This window comes from Paenarthrobacter sp. 4246 (assembly GCF_040546855.1).
In the GTDB taxonomy this organism is placed as follows: Bacteria; Actinomycetota; Actinomycetes; order Actinomycetales; family Micrococcaceae; genus Arthrobacter.
Genome location: NZ_JBEPOP010000009.1, coordinates 1 through 15,233, shown reverse-complemented (window position 1 = coordinate 15,233; position 15,233 = coordinate 1). Strand labels below are relative to the sequence as shown.

Below are 15,233 nucleotides of genomic sequence, written 5' to 3'. Positions count from 1 at the left end.
GCGCCAACGGCGGTAGATTCGGGGCCATGACGAACAATCTGAGCGTTGTGATTAATGCCGACGCGCAGCAGGTTTGGACAATGCTGCGTGAACCGTCGCTGGTGGCTCAATGGCACGGCTGGGAAGCCGACGATCTCACCGACGAAATCAAACAGATCTATTTCAACACCGATGTTGTGGAGGGGCCCGATCATACGAGCCTGACCGTCAATGGCGGCGATGTCTTTGAGCTCCATCCTGTCTCCGGCGGGACGGAAGTGCGGGTCACCAGGGCGGCCCTGGACCACAATTCCGAGTGGGCTGAATGGGACGAGGACATCACCCAGGGCTGGCTCACATTCCTGCATCAGCTGCGCTTCGCCTTGGAACGCCACCCACATGGGCACCGCCGGACGCATTTCATTTCGCTTCCGGGCAAGGGCGGACCGGCGATTGAAAAGCTGGGACTCGGGGATTTGCCGCCCGTTGGGGAGGAATACTCGCTCACGCTTGCAACGGGCGAGAAGATCTCCGGCAAGGTCTGGTTCAAGAGCCGGCACCAGGTTGGCCTTACCGTCCACAGCTACGCCGAGCACGGGGACGGACTCCTGATCGTCGCCGAGCAACTGCCCATTCCGGAGAAAAGGCCCGACGGCGGGTCCATGGTGATTGCGTCCACTTACGATTTGGGGGCCCACACGCTGGCGGACATCCGGTCCTCGTGGGACAACTGGAAGGCTGAGAACTACGGGTCGTAGGGCCCGTTCCGCGGGTTACCCGCGGTAAAGCTGGCACACTTGGTAGCGTGCCAGCTTCCGTTTCTGCTTCCGCGTCTGTGTCTTCCCCTACTCCCCTCCTGCCTGATTTGCCCGGGCTGACTTCCCGACAAGCGGATTTTTCCTTTTCGGTAGGCAAGCGCCTGACTGAAACGTGCTCGCCGTCGGACGCCCAAGTGGACGCCAACGGCGGCGCATTCCTGGGCCGCACCGGAACCATCACCACACCGCACGGAACTATCCAGACGCCCGCGTTCATCGCCGTCGGGACCAAAGCCACAGTGAAAGCAGTGCTGCCCGAGTCCATCGCCGACCTCGGTGCGCAGGCTGTGCTGGCCAACGCGTACCACCTCTACCTGCAGCCGGGGCCGGAGATCCTGGATGCCGCAGGCGGGCTGGGCGCGTTCATGAACTGGTCTGGACCTACCTTCACCGATTCCGGCGGATTCCAGGTAATGAGCCTGGGCTCTGGGTTCAAGAAGGTCATCGACATGAAGAACGTGGACAGCTCCGGACCGGATGACGCAGTGGCCCCGGGCAAGGAACGGCTGGCGCACATTGATGACGACGGAGTTTGGTTCAAATCGCACCTGAACGGGGACCGGCACCGATTCTCCCCCGAGATCTCCATGCAGGTCCAGCACCAGATCGGCGCGGACATCATGTTCGCCTTCGACGAGCTCACCACGCTGCAAAACTCCCGGGCCTACCAGGAGGAGTCGCTGGAGCGCACGCGGCTGTGGGCGCTGCGGTGCTTGGAGGAACACGCGTCATTGACTTCTTCCCGCGTGGGCAAACCCTACCAGGCATTGTTCGGCGTGATCCAGGGTGCGCAGTATGAGGACCTGCGGCGCAAGGCGTGCCAGGATCTCGGTGCCATGCCCTTTGACGGTTACGGGATCGGCGGTGCACTGGAAAAGGAAAACCTGGGCACCATCGTGCGCTGGTGCAACGAGGAGCTGCCCGAGAACAAGCCGCGGCACCTCCTGGGTATCTCCGAGCCGGACGACATCTTCACGGCCATCGAGAACGGCGCCGACACCTTCGACTGTGTCTCGCCCACCCGGGTTGCCCGAAACTCCGCGTTCTACACGCCGTTTGGCCGGTTCAACCTGTCCGGGGCTAAGTACAAGACGGACTTCGGACCCTTGCAGGACGGCTGCGACTGCTACACCTGTGTGAACTACTCGCGGGCTTACATCCATCACTTGTTCAAGGCCAAGGAAATGCTCTCTGCCACCCTGATCTCCATCCACAATGAGCGCTTCGTGGTGAAGATGGTGGACGACGCCCGCTTGGCCATCGAATCCGGGGATTTCTTCGAGTTCAAGGCGGAGACGCTGGGCCGGTACTACTCGTAGGCGCCGAGATCGCCGGAAGGGTGCGTGCGCGTGCGGAAGCTTCCGGCGAACTCACACGGTTCCAGCGAACTCGGCGCCGCGCCTAGGCTGCGGCTACCCCGTAGCTGGGCTCGCGCTTCTTGATCCAGCCCACCACCAGCACAGTGACGGGGACGAACAGGAACTCCACGGCGGTCTTGTAGACGAAGCCAACCAGGGCGTAGTTCAGGAACGAGCCGAAGTCCGTGATGCCGATGACGGATGCGGCGATGCTGCAGAAGATCAGGGTGTCCACGAATTCGCCCACCACTGACGAGCCCATCAGGCGTGCCCATAGGGACTTCTCGCCGGTGCGGGCCTTCATCTTCACAAGGATCCACGAGTTGATGGTCTGACCTGCCAGGAAGGCAAGGAGTGAACCAAGGACGATCAGCGGCACGGGTCCAAGGGCGCCCTCGATGGCTGCCTGCTTGGCGGTGCTGTAGTCGTCATTGAAACCGGGCAGCACGATGATGATCCAGTAGCAGAGAGAGGCAAAGACCGAGAGTGCAAACGAGGTGATGATGGCCTTGCGCGCCACCTTGAAGCCGTACACCTCGCTCATCACGTCGCCCAGGATGTAAGCGATGGGGAACAGGAAGAACCCGCCGTCAGTCAGGATTGGCCCGAGTGCGACGCCCTTGGAAGCGCCTATGTTGGACAGGATCAGCACCACGGCCATGATGGCCAGCATGATGCCGAAATACGGGGAGCCGATCGAAGCGAAGCGCGGGGCGGGCTTGCTCAAAGTACTGGAGCCTGAGGGCGAGGGCATGGGTCATCCATTTCGTAGTGGTTCGCGCAGGCGCTTCTCCGTGAGACGCCCCGCTGTATTAGCACTGTGTTTGGTGGGGCATGTGGCCCGGCACCGGTTCCATTCTCCCACTCCTCCACCCCAATGCTCTCTCACATCCCTCGGGCTTGAACCCAACGCTCTCCCACATCCCACGTGCTTCCGGCCCTCCCTCTCTCACATCCCGCGCGCTTCCGGCCCTCCCTCTCTCACCTCCCACGTGCTTCCGGCCCTCCCTCTCTCACCTCCCACGTGCTTCCGGCCGTCCCTCTCTCACCTCCCGCTTTTTGAACATGTTCAGAAAACGTGTCATACTCCCTTTTGAACACGTTCAAAACTTAAGCCAGGAGCAGCCCATGGCAGCAAAGAGCGAGCAGACCCGGCAACTCGTGGCCGACGTCGCACTGAAGATGTTCCGCGAAGTCGGCTTCGAGAAGACCACCATGCGCGCCATCGCACAGGAAGCCGGCGTCTCGGTCGGCAATGCCTACTACTACTTCGCTTCCAAGGACGAGCTCGTCCAGGAGCTGTACATCCAAGTCCAGGACGAGCACGCAGTCGTCGCTGCCAAGGCACTCGACGGCGTTCAGGATCTCGCAAGCCGCCTCAAGGCTGTGCTCCACACCGGCATCGATGTCATGGCGCCGTACCACCAGTTCGGTTCCGACTTCATCGCGACGGCGATCCGGCCGACGTCGCCCGTCAATCCATTCGGCGAGGCGTCCACCGCCGCCCGCGAGGCCTCGCTCGCGATCTTCCGGTCCGCCGTCGAAGGCTCCTCCCCCGCCGTCGCCAAAAAGCTACGCGGCGACCTGCCCGAACTGCTGTGGCTGGCCTACATGGGCGTCGCACTGTTCTGGGTTTACGACCAATCCGAGGGCCAGCGCCGCACGCGAAAATTGATCGACGGCGCCGCCCCACTCGTGGCTCGCGGCCTGTCGCTCGCGAAGATTCCAGGAGTCAGCAAAGTCTTCGACGACGTCCTGGGACTCGTCCGCAACGTCAAGGAGGACTCGTGAAGCCGCGGACCGTGGTGATCGCCGGCGCGACTGGTTTCATCGGCAGCTACTTCACGCAACGGTTTATTGCTGAAGGCTGGCAGGTCCGGACCGTTGGGCGGGACGCGTCGGCTGACGCCCACTGGAACGACGACGGCGCCATTACCACAGCGCTGGACGGCGCCGAACTGCTGGTGAACCTTGCCGGACGATCGGTGAATTGCCGTTACAACGAGCGGCACAGGCGGGAGATCGTGGACTCCCGGGTTCTGACCACGCGTGCGTTGGGCAGGGCTGTGGCGCGCTGCTCCGAACCGCCCCAGACCTGGATCAACTCGAGTACTGGAACCATCTACCGGCACGCCGAAGATCACCCACAATCTGAGGCCTCTGGTGAGCTGGGCAGCGGGTTCTCCGTGGACGTGGCCCGTGCCTGGGAGGATGAGTTGGCGGCGGCTGTTGTTCCGGCAACGCGGAAGGTGCCGCTGCGCATTGCGATCGTGTTGGGGGCCGGTGGCGTCATGGGTCCCTTCCGGAATCTCGCCCGGTTTGGCTTGGGCGGACACATGGGTCCTGGCACGCAGAAGTTCAGCTGGATCCATGTGGAGGACCTGTTCCGTGTTGTCCTGTTCGTCCACGAGCGTACGGAGCTGACCGGCCCGGTGAACGCAGCGTCGCCCTATCCCGTGGACAACCGGGAACTGATGTCACTGGTTCGGCAAAGCACGAATGTCCCGTTCGGCATCCCAACGCCGGCCTGGCTGCTCGAAGCCGGCGCGGTCCTCATCCGGACCCAGACCGAGCTGGTGCTGAAGAGCCGCTGGGTTGAGCCCCGAAAGCTCCTCGACGCGGGCTTCGCGTTTGATTACCCCTGCCTTGCCGGCGCCCTCAACCAGCTCGCGAACCGCCCACGCTCTCTCACATAACCGCCCCTTCAAGCGAACCATCTCTCACATCCCCGCCCCTTCAAGCGAACCATCTCTCACATCCCCGCCCCTTCAAGCGAACCGTCTCTCACATCCCCCGGAGGTATTCATGAGTCAGGAACCCTGGTCAGACAAGGAGGAATTCGCGCTGGCGACGCGGAGCCCGTCGGAAGGCTGGCGATACGGACCCAAGGACCGGGTGGTGCTCGGCGGCAAGGGACTGGCTGTGGGAATCGCCGTGGCGCACCTGACATTCTGCGCCTTATGGGGCATCCAAGCACCAGGATGGGCCATCATTTTCTTCGTTTACAGTCTGCTCCCGGTCTGGGTCATTGGTGCCGCCGTGGGGTCACTTCTCGGTTTTGCCCTGCGTCGAGTCCGGAATCAGTGGCTTCACATTGCCGCTTTTTTACCGGGGCTTTGCTCATGTGTGCGCCGTTTGGCGGACTCTCCCCGACTGGTCCACTTCTGTTCCCACTGTCCATAGCCGTCGCAGCCGGCGTTGGTCGCATAGCCATCTGGAAACTGGTACGAATCAATCCCTCTCTCACATGATGGCCTCTTCAGCCGGACGCTTGCTCACATAATCGCCCCTTCAACCGGATGCTCCTTCACTACCCAGATGGAAAACCGTGAGCCAGGCACCATGGAGTGACGAGGATAAGCACTCTTTGGCGACGCGGAGCCCGTCGGGAGGCTGGCGATACGGATCCAAGGGCCGGGTGGTACCCAGCGGCAGTGGACTGACTGCGGGAATCGCCGTAGCGCACGTGACATTTTGCACCTCATGGGCATCCAAGTACCAGGATGGGCCGTCATCTTTTCTTCGCTAAACGTCTGCTCCCGGTCTCGGCCACGCGGGCTCGCTCACCATGGAGTTTGCCCCTGACTCATCGAAGACTTGGGTCACGCCCAAGACCAATGCCAGCCAAACCCGAGGGTGGTGAAAGAGCGTCCGTCGGAAACCCGAGGGAAGTGAAAGAGCGTCCGTCGGAAACCCGAGGGAAGTGAAAGAGCGTCCGTCGGAAACCCGAGGGAAGTGAAAGAGCATCCGTTGGAAACCCGAGGGATGTGAGCGAGCGACACGCTCAAGCCCGAGGGAAGTGAGAGAGCGTGCGTCCGGACGCGCCAGCTAACGCTTCGCCCCGCCGTCCGGTCCCAACCGCCCTCCGGTCCCAACCGCCGTCGAACCTCACCCGGCACCCGTGATACCAGCCGTACCGGCCGAAACCTAAGGAAGTGTTAGGAAATCCCCCGCGAGCTAGGGCTGTGCCGTGCATCACCCATAGTTTGGAACATGTCCTCTTCACCCCGGAGGGCCTTTCTTAGTCAACGAAGAGCCATGCGCAAGGACGCCATGAGCACCAGCTTCATGGACAGAACGAACTCATGCAAGACACGGCCGCTGCAAAACGCTGCCGTCCAGGAAGGTTCATTGATGAGCACCCAACAAGCTGCACCTCTGAGCGAAGCCGCCCAGACTCGTAAAGCCGTGAGCAACATCCTCAAAGGCTCCGCAGGCAACCTCGTGGAGTGGTTCGATCTCTACGTCTATACGGTTTTCGCTGCATATTTTCAGTCGCACTTCTTCAACTCCTCGGACGACCTGCAGGCAGGCCTTGAGGCGATGGCCGTCTTCTCGACGTCGTTCCTCATGCGTCCCATCGGCAGTTGGTTCTTTGGCCGTTATGCGGACCGCAAGGGCCGCAAGGCTGCACTGACATTGAGTGTGACCATGATGTCAGCCGGATCCTTCGCAATAGCGATTCTGCCAACGCAGGACGTCATCGGCCTGTGGGCGCTGATTCTGCTGGTGTTTATCCGCATGATCCAAGGATTCTCGGTGGGCGGCGAGTACGGAACAAGTGCCACCTACATGTCCGAGGCTGCAACGGCCAAACGACGTGGTTTCTTCTCCAGTTTCCAGTACGTCACGCTGATTGGCGGGCAGATGCTGGCCCTGCTGGTTCTGGTGATCCTGCAGAACACCATGAGCAAGGAAGACCTGACCGCATGGGGCTGGCGGATTCCGTTCGCTCTGGGTGGTGCCGCTGCGCTGGTTGTCCTTTGGCTTCGCCGCTCCATGGAAGAGACCCTGTCTTCCGATCAGCTCCGCGCAGCCCACGTCAAGGTTGAGGGCGAGGCACAGCCTGGCACCATGAAGCTCCTGCTCACCAAGCACTGGAAGCCGTTGCTGATCTGCATCGGTATCACCCTCGGCGGCACCGTTGCGTTCTACACCTACACCAACTTCATCCTGAAGTTCATGAACGATACTTCCGGCATCGCCAAGACAGATACCTCCGTCATCAACTTCTGGGCGTTGTTCATCTTCATGCTTCTGCAGCCGGTATACGGCATGCTCTCTGACAAGATCGGCCGGAAACCGTTGTTGATCTGGTTTGGTGTGACCGGTGTGCTGTTCACGTGGCCGCTGCTCTCCACGCTTGCTGGAACCAAGGATCCGTTCGTGGCGTTCCTGCTGATGTTTGGTGGACTGCTGATGGTGGGTGGCTACACGTCCATCAACGCGTTGGTGAAGGCTGAACTGTTCCCGGCATCCATCCGCGCCCTTGGCGTCGGCCTGGGTTACGCGATTGCCAACTCGCTGTTCGGCGGCACGGTTCCGCTGATTGGTGCAGCGCTGCAGAAGTCGGGCCAGGTGGACATGTTCTTCACCTACGTCACCGCCGCGATCTTCATCTCGCTGCTGGTCTACATCTTCGCGCTGAAAAACAAAAAGCCCACGCACTTGGACGCGGAGCAGGGCAACGCCTTCGCGGCCAAGGGCGCGGCCAAGGGCGCTGCGAAGGACGACGACGACAAGAAGGACCTCGTCAACGCCTAACCTGGCTGCCTTGTGAGGCCCGCTCTGCCCCCTTTGGATACTCTGAAGGGCGCAGAGCGGGCCTCACAACGTTAAGCTCTAGTAGCGGAACAGACCCGCCAATCAGCCCAGCAAGACAAAGGACCCTGACAGTGCACGTGCTCATCGTCGAGGACGACGACGCCATGGCGTCGGCCTTGAGCGCTGCCGTCGCCTCTGCCGGGCATAAGCACACCCGGGTGTCCCGCGGCGAGGATGCGTTGCTGGCGCACAGGCAGCACGAGGTGATCCTTCTGGACCTTGGGCTCCCCGATATGGATGGCTTGGACGTCCTGCGGAAACTCCGGCAGGTCACCCAAATCCCGATCCTGATCCTGACGGCACGCGACGACGAGCGCAGCGTGGTGCTGGGCCTCCGGTCGGGGGCGGACGACTACCTGGTCAAACCCGTGAAGCTCGTGGAATTGCTCGCCAGAATCGAAGCTGTCACTCGGAGGACTCACCGATCGGGCCAGGAAGCACCGCACAACATCGTCCTCGGAGAACTCGAGGTAGACCTCCACCGTCGCGTTGCCGTCGTCGGCGAACGACAACTGGCCCTCACGGCAACGGAGTTCGATCTCCTGGGCCTCCTCGTCAGGAACGCCGGCTCCGTGGTTACCCGCGAGCAGATCCTGGACGCACTCTGGGGCGATGCGTTCCTGGCTCATTCACGGTCCTTGGACGTTCACCTGACCGGACTGAGGTCCAAGCTTCAGCTCCCCGGGTTCATCATCAACGTCCGGGGCGTCGGTTACCGCGTAGAGCAACCGTGAAAGTCCGGGTCCTCGGCATCCTGAGCCTGCTGGTGGTCATTATTGTGGTGACGGTGTCCAGCGTGATCCTCACATCAGCCAGCCGGGAGCTCACCCAGGAACTGCAGATCAACCGTGTGGCAGCCCTCAACCGCTTCGCGCAGCTGGCCAGCGACGCAGCGGAGGACAGCAACACCACCCAACTACAGCGGGAAATGGACCGCTATTCCGAGCTTTATGGCGAAGGAATCCTGATCCGCCTCCAGCAAGAAACCCTCCGCTCCGGCGGTTTAAGCGAGGGCCATTCGGAGGTCAAGGACGCCCTCAACCGGGCAAGCCTCAACCTGAGCGACACCACCCTGAACCCCATCCGGGCATTCGGTACCGGCAACGACTTCATCTCCAGGTCCTTCGGCACGGCCAGCCAGGTGCTCGGCGAAGTAGTTGTGGAAGTCAACCTCGACTCAGCCCGGCAGAAGCTGCGGGAACGGTGGCTGGTGGTGGGGCTTGCTGCGGTTGCGCTGGGCATGCTGCTGCTCGTGGCGGCGTCGCGCATCACGGCGTGGGTCTTGCGCCCGGTCCACCGGCTCAGCAAAGCAGTCCACGAGCTCGAAGCCACGGGGAAAACCAGCCAGCTTCCCGATGCAGGACCGCCGGAACTGCGGGAATTAAGCCGATCCTTCACCGCCATGGCGGATACGGTGACCGAGAGTATGGAGTCGCAGCGCCGACTCATCGCCGACACATCACATCAACTCCGGAACCCTGTTGGTGCCCTGCGACTGCGAATCGATCTGCTCCAACTCGCCTTGCGTTCGGAGCCGGAAAAGGATGCGGCCGCCGGCGTCGTGGCGGAACTTGAGCGGGTGGAAGAAATGCTCGACGGCGTGCTGAAGCTCGCGACGGCGGAACATCGCGCCTTTGAGGGGTCTGCCCGGGCTGAAAAAGCAGCGGAACACCAACGGTTGGCCGTCATCGACCCTTACCCAATTCTGCAGGGCGAGGTTGAACGGGCGACGCCGGCCGCTCACCGTGCCGGGTCAGAGCTCACGTTGGAGAGCCCTGCGTCAGAAAGCCGGATCGTCTGCGATCCCGACGAACTCGCGCACATGGTGGGCGAACTCCTCGCCAACGCCATCAAATACGCGCCGGGGGCCACCATCACGGTGGCGACCCTGCAGACGCAAGGAGGCACCGCCGTCGTGATTTCCGACGACGGCCCGGGCCTCCCGGCCGAGCAGCTCGCCGCGTCCACCACCAGGTTCTGGCGGGCGCCGCAGCACAGCAGTATTGCCGGCAACGGGCTGGGGATGACCATCGTGGAGCGGCTGGCAGAAGCAAATGGCGCGAGGCTGGTCCTGGAATCCCGCGAGCCCCATGGCCTGACGGCACGCCTCGAGTTCGTGAAACCGGAGGAGGACACGCATGCCTGAACCCCTCAAAGTCTCGCGGCGAAGTGTCCTCCAGACAGCCGTAGCGCTTGGCTTGGGCGGCAGCCTGCTCGCTTCAACAGCAGGCTGCACCACAGAGGAACGCCCTCAGGAACTCACCGTTGCCGGCGGCGAATCGGGCGGCTTCTACCTTGAGTTCGCCAGCCTGCTCGCCGACTTGCTGCAGCGGGAAGGGGTCGCTGAAAGGTCAGTTGCGCTGACCACCGGCGGAAGCCTCGAGAACATTCAGCGGGTCTTGTCCGGAGGGGCCACGCTCGCCGTCGCGCTGGCCGACGCAGCAGCCCAAGCAGCTCCCGGCCAGGGTGAAAGCCAGTTGGTGGCCTTGGGAAAGGTGTACCAGAACTATGTCCACTGCATCGTTCGGGAAGACAGCGGAATCCGAACCTTCGCTGACCTCGCCGGGAAGACTGCGGGCGTGGGTGAGGTGGGCTCGGGAACCACTCTCACGGCCGGGCGCATCATTGCTGCCGCAGGGCTCTCTCCTGAAACGGCCGGGCCGGAACGGGCACTGAAGCAAGCCAACTTAGGGCTGAACCAAGCCCTGGCCTCCTTGCGGGAGGGTTCCATTGACGTGATGATCCAGTCAGGCGGCGTCCCGACAGCGCCCATCGCTGCGGCAGCGGAGGAAATAGGCGTCCGTCTCCTCGACCTTTCAGAGTTCATCCCGGCAACCCGGGCGCAATCGGGCTTCTTCTACGACCGCGTCCTCATCCCCGCGAACAGCTACGGCAACGCGCCCGCCGTGTGGACCGTCGGCGTGGCCAACCTGCTCTTGTGCCGCAGGGACCTGGCCGATCACGTTGTCCGGCAAACCGTGGAACTCCTGGTGGAACAAGCCCAGGATCTGGTGCCGAAGTCCAGCACGGGCGTGCAGTTCCTCAGCCCAGAAACACTGATTAACACCGCCGGCGTCCCGTTGCACCCGGCTGCACAGGCTGCCTACCGGGCGCTGCACGGCTAGCCCCGTTTAGGAGTCAAACAGGAGCAACTGCCAAAATGAAGACATGACTTCAGCCGTTGCCCCTGCCATTGCCCTGACCATCGCCGGCTCCGAAGCGACCGGAGGCGCCGGCGCGCAGGCGGACCTCAAGACCTTCCAGGAGCTCGGAGTGTTCGGCATCGCGAACCTCACCTGCATCGTCTCCTTCAACCCACAGGACAACTGGAACCACCGCTTTGTGCCGGTGGACCAGCAAGTCATTGCAGACCAGCTGGAAGCCACGACGGCGGCCTATGGTGCCGCTTCCGGCGCACCGTCGGTGTTGGACACCGTGAAGATCGGTATGCTCGGAAGCCCGGCAACCATCAGCACCGTGGAGAAGGCACTGACCGACGGATCCTTCAAGCACGTGGTGCTGGACCCGGTCCTCATCTGCAAGGGACAAGAACCAGGCCACGCCCTGGACACGGACCAGGCGTTGAAGGCGCAGATCCTGCCACTGGCCACCTTCGTCACTCCGAACCACTTCGAAGCCGAGTCGCTGTCCGGCCTCACCATTACTGACGAAGAGACGCTCAAGGCCGCCGCCATCCGCATCCACGAGATCAGCGGCGCAGCAGTCCTCGCCAAAGGCGGGGTTCGGCTGGAAGGCCCCGACGCCGTCGACGTTTACTACGACGGCGAGACGCTGGAAGTCCTGCGTGCCCCGAAGGTGGGCGAGGTTGCCGTGTCCGGAGCCGGTTGCTCCCTTGCTGCGGCTGTGACCGCCGAATTGGCCAAGGGTGCCACGCCGCTTGAAGCAGCCCGTACGGCGAAGGCGTTCGTGACCGCGGGTATCAAGAACCGCGTGTCCTCCGGGGCTCCCTTTGATGCGCTGTGGCAGGGCGGGGCTCTGTCCTAGCCTCTGCGTCACGCAAAAAAACAGCCGCCCCGGAAACACTTCCGAGGCGGCTGTTTTTGCGTGCGGCTTAGCGGGAGACCTTGCCCATGAGCGAGGCGATGGGGCGCAGGAACAGTGGACGGGCCAAAAACCAGGCGGCTGCCGTGAAGACGATGGAAGCTGCGAAGATCCCAAAGCCCCACCAGCTGTTGTTGTCGTCATTGGCCGCGTACATGTGGTTGAGGTTCCTCAGTGCGCCTGTCGCCAGCACCAGGGTGACGTGGACGATCACGAACGCGACGAAGTAGATCATCACCGGGAAGTGGATCTTGCGGGCAAGTTCAATGGGATAGAACTTGTTGATCGCGGCCTTCTTTGGCCATGCCCCGGACATCCGAAGGCCCGTGATGATGGCCAGCGGGGCCGCGATGAAGACCGTGATGAAGTAGGTGAGGAGCTGCAGGCTGTTGTAGTTGTTCCAGCCGTTTTCGACGGGCCAGTTCAGCGAGGCGTACTGCAGGCCGGCCGAAATTGCGTTGGGGAAGACGTCCCAGCTGGTCGGCACGATCCTCAACCACTGCCCGGTGGCGAAGAGCAACACGATGAAGATGATGCCGTTCAAGACCCAGAGCACGTCAAGCGTCAGGTGGAACCAAAGGTCCAGGCTGATCTTGGTAGGCGGGTTCTTGGTCTTGATGAAGCCCTTGTTGTTCCGCGTCCAGTTGGCCGCCGGGCGGGTGGTGGTCCGCACCTGCCATCCCGAACGGATGATCAGGACGATGAAGAACATGTTGAGGAAGTGCTGCCAGCCGAGCCACGCGGGGAAGCCGGTAGGAGTGCCCTCGGGAACGGCCGAGTGCCCGGGGTAGTCCGTCAGGAATTGCTTGACCGGCTGGAGGGTCCGGAGCCATTGCGCAACGAGCACAAGAATCAGTGCCACCACCAAAGCTCCTGCGGTGACGACGACGGGTTTGAACCACCTGTTCGACGTGATCCCGGACGACTTGCTTGAAACGGACATCAGGCCGCGTTCCTCTCTGGCTTGTTTGGCTGCGACCAGTTGGCGCTATACAGCGATTCAACCAGTTGCGGCCCGACGGTGAAAACGGCACCCGGGTTTCGGGGCGTTCGACGTCAAAAATCGCAGCATTCGGATACATGCCGCAATACGTATTTCTAGAACAGACTTCCAGAATTATTTCCTGCGTTTCATGAGCCAGTCAAGGCTTGTTGTTGGCTATCTGGATTCCTTGGGAGGTAGGATTCCAAAAAATAGCCGTCCGACACTCCGATCTACGTCCTGCCGCGAAGGGAGCCCAAGCGTGGTCCGTAAGACTTCCGAAGTAGCCAGCCATGCCGGCTCCTGGAAATGGACCCGCACCGCGGCAACCCAACGCAACCTGCTGGATGCGGCCAGCGATGTATTCGTCGAGCATGGCTTCACCGGCGCGAGCATCTCGGACATCGTGGCCCGCGCTGGATCCAGCGTAGGCAGCCTCTATCACCACTTCGGCGGCAAGACAGAACTCTTCCTGGCACTGTGGGACGACTATCAAAACGAACACGAGCGCCTGGTGGCCGCGGCCGTGGCCAAAGCCCGCAAAAACGGCGAGAACGACCCCCTGGCCCTGTTCAACGTAGGCAGCCGCAGCTACTTCGACTACACCTGGAAGCACCGTGATCTGGAGCGGGTGTTCATTGAAGGCGACACTCCCCCGGGCTTCGAGGTACTGCGACGCGAGCGCGGACGCGAGTGGGTCCGGCAAAATACCGTGCTCCTGGGTGCCAGCGACGACACCCTTGGCAGGCTCACGGTGGCTGTCATCACGGACATCGTCACCGTGGCAGGGCAGGAAGTAGCCCTCAGCGCCACCAAGCGCGAGGCCGACGGTGTTGTCGAAGCCGCGGCGGTGCTGGTGCAGCGGTTGGTCCGCTAGCGCGGGTCAGCCACCCAGCCTGTGAACAGCGGCATTCCCGTCTCGACGTGCACAATCTGGTAGTGGAACGGGCGGTCGAGGATCAGCTCCCGTTCCGGAATCAGGGCGCTCGAAGCCGCTGCGTTCAACTGCGTCACTGCTGAGGCGACCGTGCCCTTCTCCGCCACCGTGATGTTGGCGGCCTGCGCAGCCTGTGTCATTTTCATGTCCGGCTGGATGTCGTTGAAGTCCTTGTCCGTGGCCAGCATCTGGTTGAGTCCAAGTGTTTCGAAGACCTTTCGCAGGTCGAACGTGGTCTTGTGGTCCCACTTGGGCAGCTGCAGGTGGACCATATCCAAAGGGGCGCTGCTCAATCCGCCCGCCACCTCACCCAGCACCTCCGCAGAAACCGCAGCCGGCCCATCGGAACCCGACGCACCGCCGTCGGGCAATACCAGCCGCATCACGAAGCCCTCGGCGTACGGCAAGTCCACAGCTTTCCATCCGGGAGCTTCCGCGTAGGCCATGGTGACGGATGAGTGCATGGTTGGAGTGTTGATCACCTCACCGCTGGCCTTGGTAAAGGGGGCGTCCCAGGTGTCGCTCGCGTCGAAGGGTTCTTGCCAGGCGGCGGCGAAGTAGAGAGCGTTGAGCAGGCTGAACGTGTTGTCGGAGTCGTATGGTGCGGGCGCTTCCTTGATCCGACCCCCGGTGTTCCTGCTGACCCAGCGGTCGATGGTCGGCTTGGTGACGGCCTCATCCTTGAAATTCACCGGGTACACCCCCGTGCCGAAGTGTTTGGCGAGCGTAGCCAGAAAGTCCTCGCCGGTGGGGACGCCTTTATCAATGAACAGCCCATTGGCAGCATGCATCACCGGTTTGCGCGGCGGGTCGTCCTCGTCCACCGAACCGGGGTCGCCGTCGAACTTTTCCAGGGAGGCGAGCAGCGCGTTCATCGCTTCGTCGCGCCCTTCGGCGGGCAACCCCAGAGTTGAGTCCATCTCTGCAGCCGTGGCACCCGAGGCACCTGCGCGGAGCATGCTCAACGCGATCAACAGGCTTGCCGGCGACGACACGACGTTTCCATTGGAGGAGTCGCCGCCATCGGCGAGCAAGGTGGTGCCGAGCTTGCGTGCAGAGGCATTGAAGGCTTCAAGCTGTGCAGAGTAGTCCGCCGTGTGGACCGAAGCCCGGGTCACGCCGTCGGCGGTTAGAAGCCCGACGTCGGCTGGTTGGGGCGCGCATGCCGTGACCATACTCGTGCCACTCACCACGGCGGCTGCCGCGATGGTCGCGGCCATCTTCCGGACCGAATTCATGACGCATCCCCCTGCTTGGCGTTGTCCCCACATGGTGCCCCTTTTGACGTCCGAACTCACGCGAAGTGAGAGAGGGAACGCTTATTGTTGCCGGATTGTGAGAGAGCGTGGGACTCAAGCACGAGTGATGTGAGAGTACGTGGGACTCAAGCACGAGTGATGTGAGAGAGCGTGGGACTCAAGCACGAGTGATGTGAGAGTACGTGGGACTCAAGCACGAGTGATGTGAGAGAGCGTGGGACTCAAGCACGAGTG

General features: G+C 62.3%; 13 protein-coding genes. 10 read left to right on the top strand and 3 right to left on the bottom strand.

Annotation, left to right across the window (positions count from 1 at the left end):
- Positions 1-26: 26 nt before the first annotated feature.
- Together ABIE35_RS16590 and tgt are read left to right on the top strand one after the other, a co-directional pair.
- A complete protein-coding gene (locus ABIE35_RS16590) occupies positions 27-737 on the top strand; it encodes an SRPBCC family protein (RefSeq protein ID WP_354516610.1) in 711 nt (236 codons plus the stop codon).
- Between the two features lie 47 nt (positions 738-784).
- Positions 785-2,116 carry a tRNA guanosine(34) transglycosylase Tgt gene (tgt, locus tag ABIE35_RS16585; RefSeq protein WP_502921389.1) on the top strand — a complete coding sequence of 444 codons (1,332 nt, stop codon included), beginning with the start codon at positions 785-787 and terminating at the stop codon, positions 2,114-2,116.
- An 82-nt stretch (positions 2,117-2,198) separates the two neighbouring features.
- On the opposite strand, the gene ABIE35_RS16580 is transcribed toward tgt, so the two are convergent.
- Positions 2,199-2,909 (bottom strand): queuosine precursor transporter, encoded by a 711-nt coding sequence (locus tag ABIE35_RS16580; protein WP_354516608.1) that lies wholly within the window; start codon positions 2,907-2,909, stop codon positions 2,199-2,201.
- Between the two features lie 374 nt (positions 2,910-3,283).
- On the opposite strand from ABIE35_RS16580, the gene ABIE35_RS16575 reads away from it, so the two are divergent.
- From ABIE35_RS16575 to ABIE35_RS16545, 7 genes are all read left to right on the top strand, one after another.
- Complete coding sequence (locus ABIE35_RS16575) at positions 3,284-3,946, top strand: TetR/AcrR family transcriptional regulator (protein WP_354516606.1); 663 nt, start codon at positions 3,284-3,286, stop codon at positions 3,944-3,946.
- Positions 3,943-4,851 carry a TIGR01777 family oxidoreductase gene (locus tag ABIE35_RS16570; RefSeq protein ID WP_354516604.1) on the top strand — a complete coding sequence of 303 codons (909 nt, stop codon included), beginning with the start codon at positions 3,943-3,945 and terminating at the stop codon, positions 4,849-4,851. The genes ABIE35_RS16575 and ABIE35_RS16570 overlap by 4 nt, the downstream gene beginning before the upstream one ends.
- 1,438 nt (positions 4,852-6,289) lie before the next feature.
- The gene (locus ABIE35_RS16565) at positions 6,290-7,699 is read left to right on the top strand and encodes an MFS transporter (protein WP_354516602.1); all 1,410 of its coding nucleotides are present in this window, start codon (positions 6,290-6,292) and stop codon (positions 7,697-7,699) included.
- 131 nt (positions 7,700-7,830) lie between these two features.
- Positions 7,831-8,493: a response regulator transcription factor gene (locus ABIE35_RS16560; protein ID WP_354516600.1), complete on the top strand. Its 663-nt coding sequence runs from the start codon at positions 7,831-7,833 to the stop codon at positions 8,491-8,493.
- Entirely contained in the window at positions 8,490-9,905 is a 1,416-nt protein-coding gene (locus ABIE35_RS16555) for a sensor histidine kinase (protein ID WP_354516598.1), read from the top strand. Before ABIE35_RS16560 ends, ABIE35_RS16555 begins: the two co-directional genes overlap by 4 nt.
- The gene (locus ABIE35_RS16550; RefSeq protein ID WP_354516597.1) at positions 9,898-10,884 is read left to right on the top strand and encodes a TAXI family TRAP transporter solute-binding subunit; all 987 of its coding nucleotides are present in this window, start codon (positions 9,898-9,900) and stop codon (positions 10,882-10,884) included. Before ABIE35_RS16555 ends, ABIE35_RS16550 begins: the two co-directional genes overlap by 8 nt.
- Before the next feature lie 43 nt (positions 10,885-10,927).
- The gene (locus tag ABIE35_RS16545) at positions 10,928-11,764 is read left to right on the top strand and encodes a hydroxymethylpyrimidine/phosphomethylpyrimidine kinase (RefSeq protein ID WP_354516595.1); all 837 of its coding nucleotides are present in this window, start codon (positions 10,928-10,930) and stop codon (positions 11,762-11,764) included.
- Between the two features lie 67 nt (positions 11,765-11,831).
- Here the strand turns inward: ABIE35_RS16545 and ABIE35_RS16540 are convergent, their stop codons facing one another.
- Positions 11,832-12,764: a cytochrome b/b6 domain-containing protein gene (locus tag ABIE35_RS16540; RefSeq protein ID WP_354516593.1), complete on the bottom strand. Its 933-nt coding sequence runs from the start codon at positions 12,762-12,764 to the stop codon at positions 11,832-11,834.
- Positions 12,765-13,065: 301 nt separating this feature from the next.
- On the opposite strand from ABIE35_RS16540, the gene ABIE35_RS16535 reads away from it, so the two are divergent.
- Complete coding sequence (locus ABIE35_RS16535) at positions 13,066-13,680, top strand: TetR/AcrR family transcriptional regulator (RefSeq protein WP_354516591.1); 615 nt, start codon at positions 13,066-13,068, stop codon at positions 13,678-13,680.
- On the opposite strand, the gene ABIE35_RS16530 is transcribed toward ABIE35_RS16535, so the two are convergent.
- Positions 13,677-14,978 (bottom strand): serpin family protein, encoded by a 1,302-nt coding sequence (locus ABIE35_RS16530; RefSeq protein ID WP_354516589.1) that lies wholly within the window; start codon positions 14,976-14,978, stop codon positions 13,677-13,679. The genes ABIE35_RS16535 and ABIE35_RS16530 overlap by 4 nt on opposite strands.
- Between the last annotated feature and the right edge of the window lie 255 nt (positions 14,979-15,233).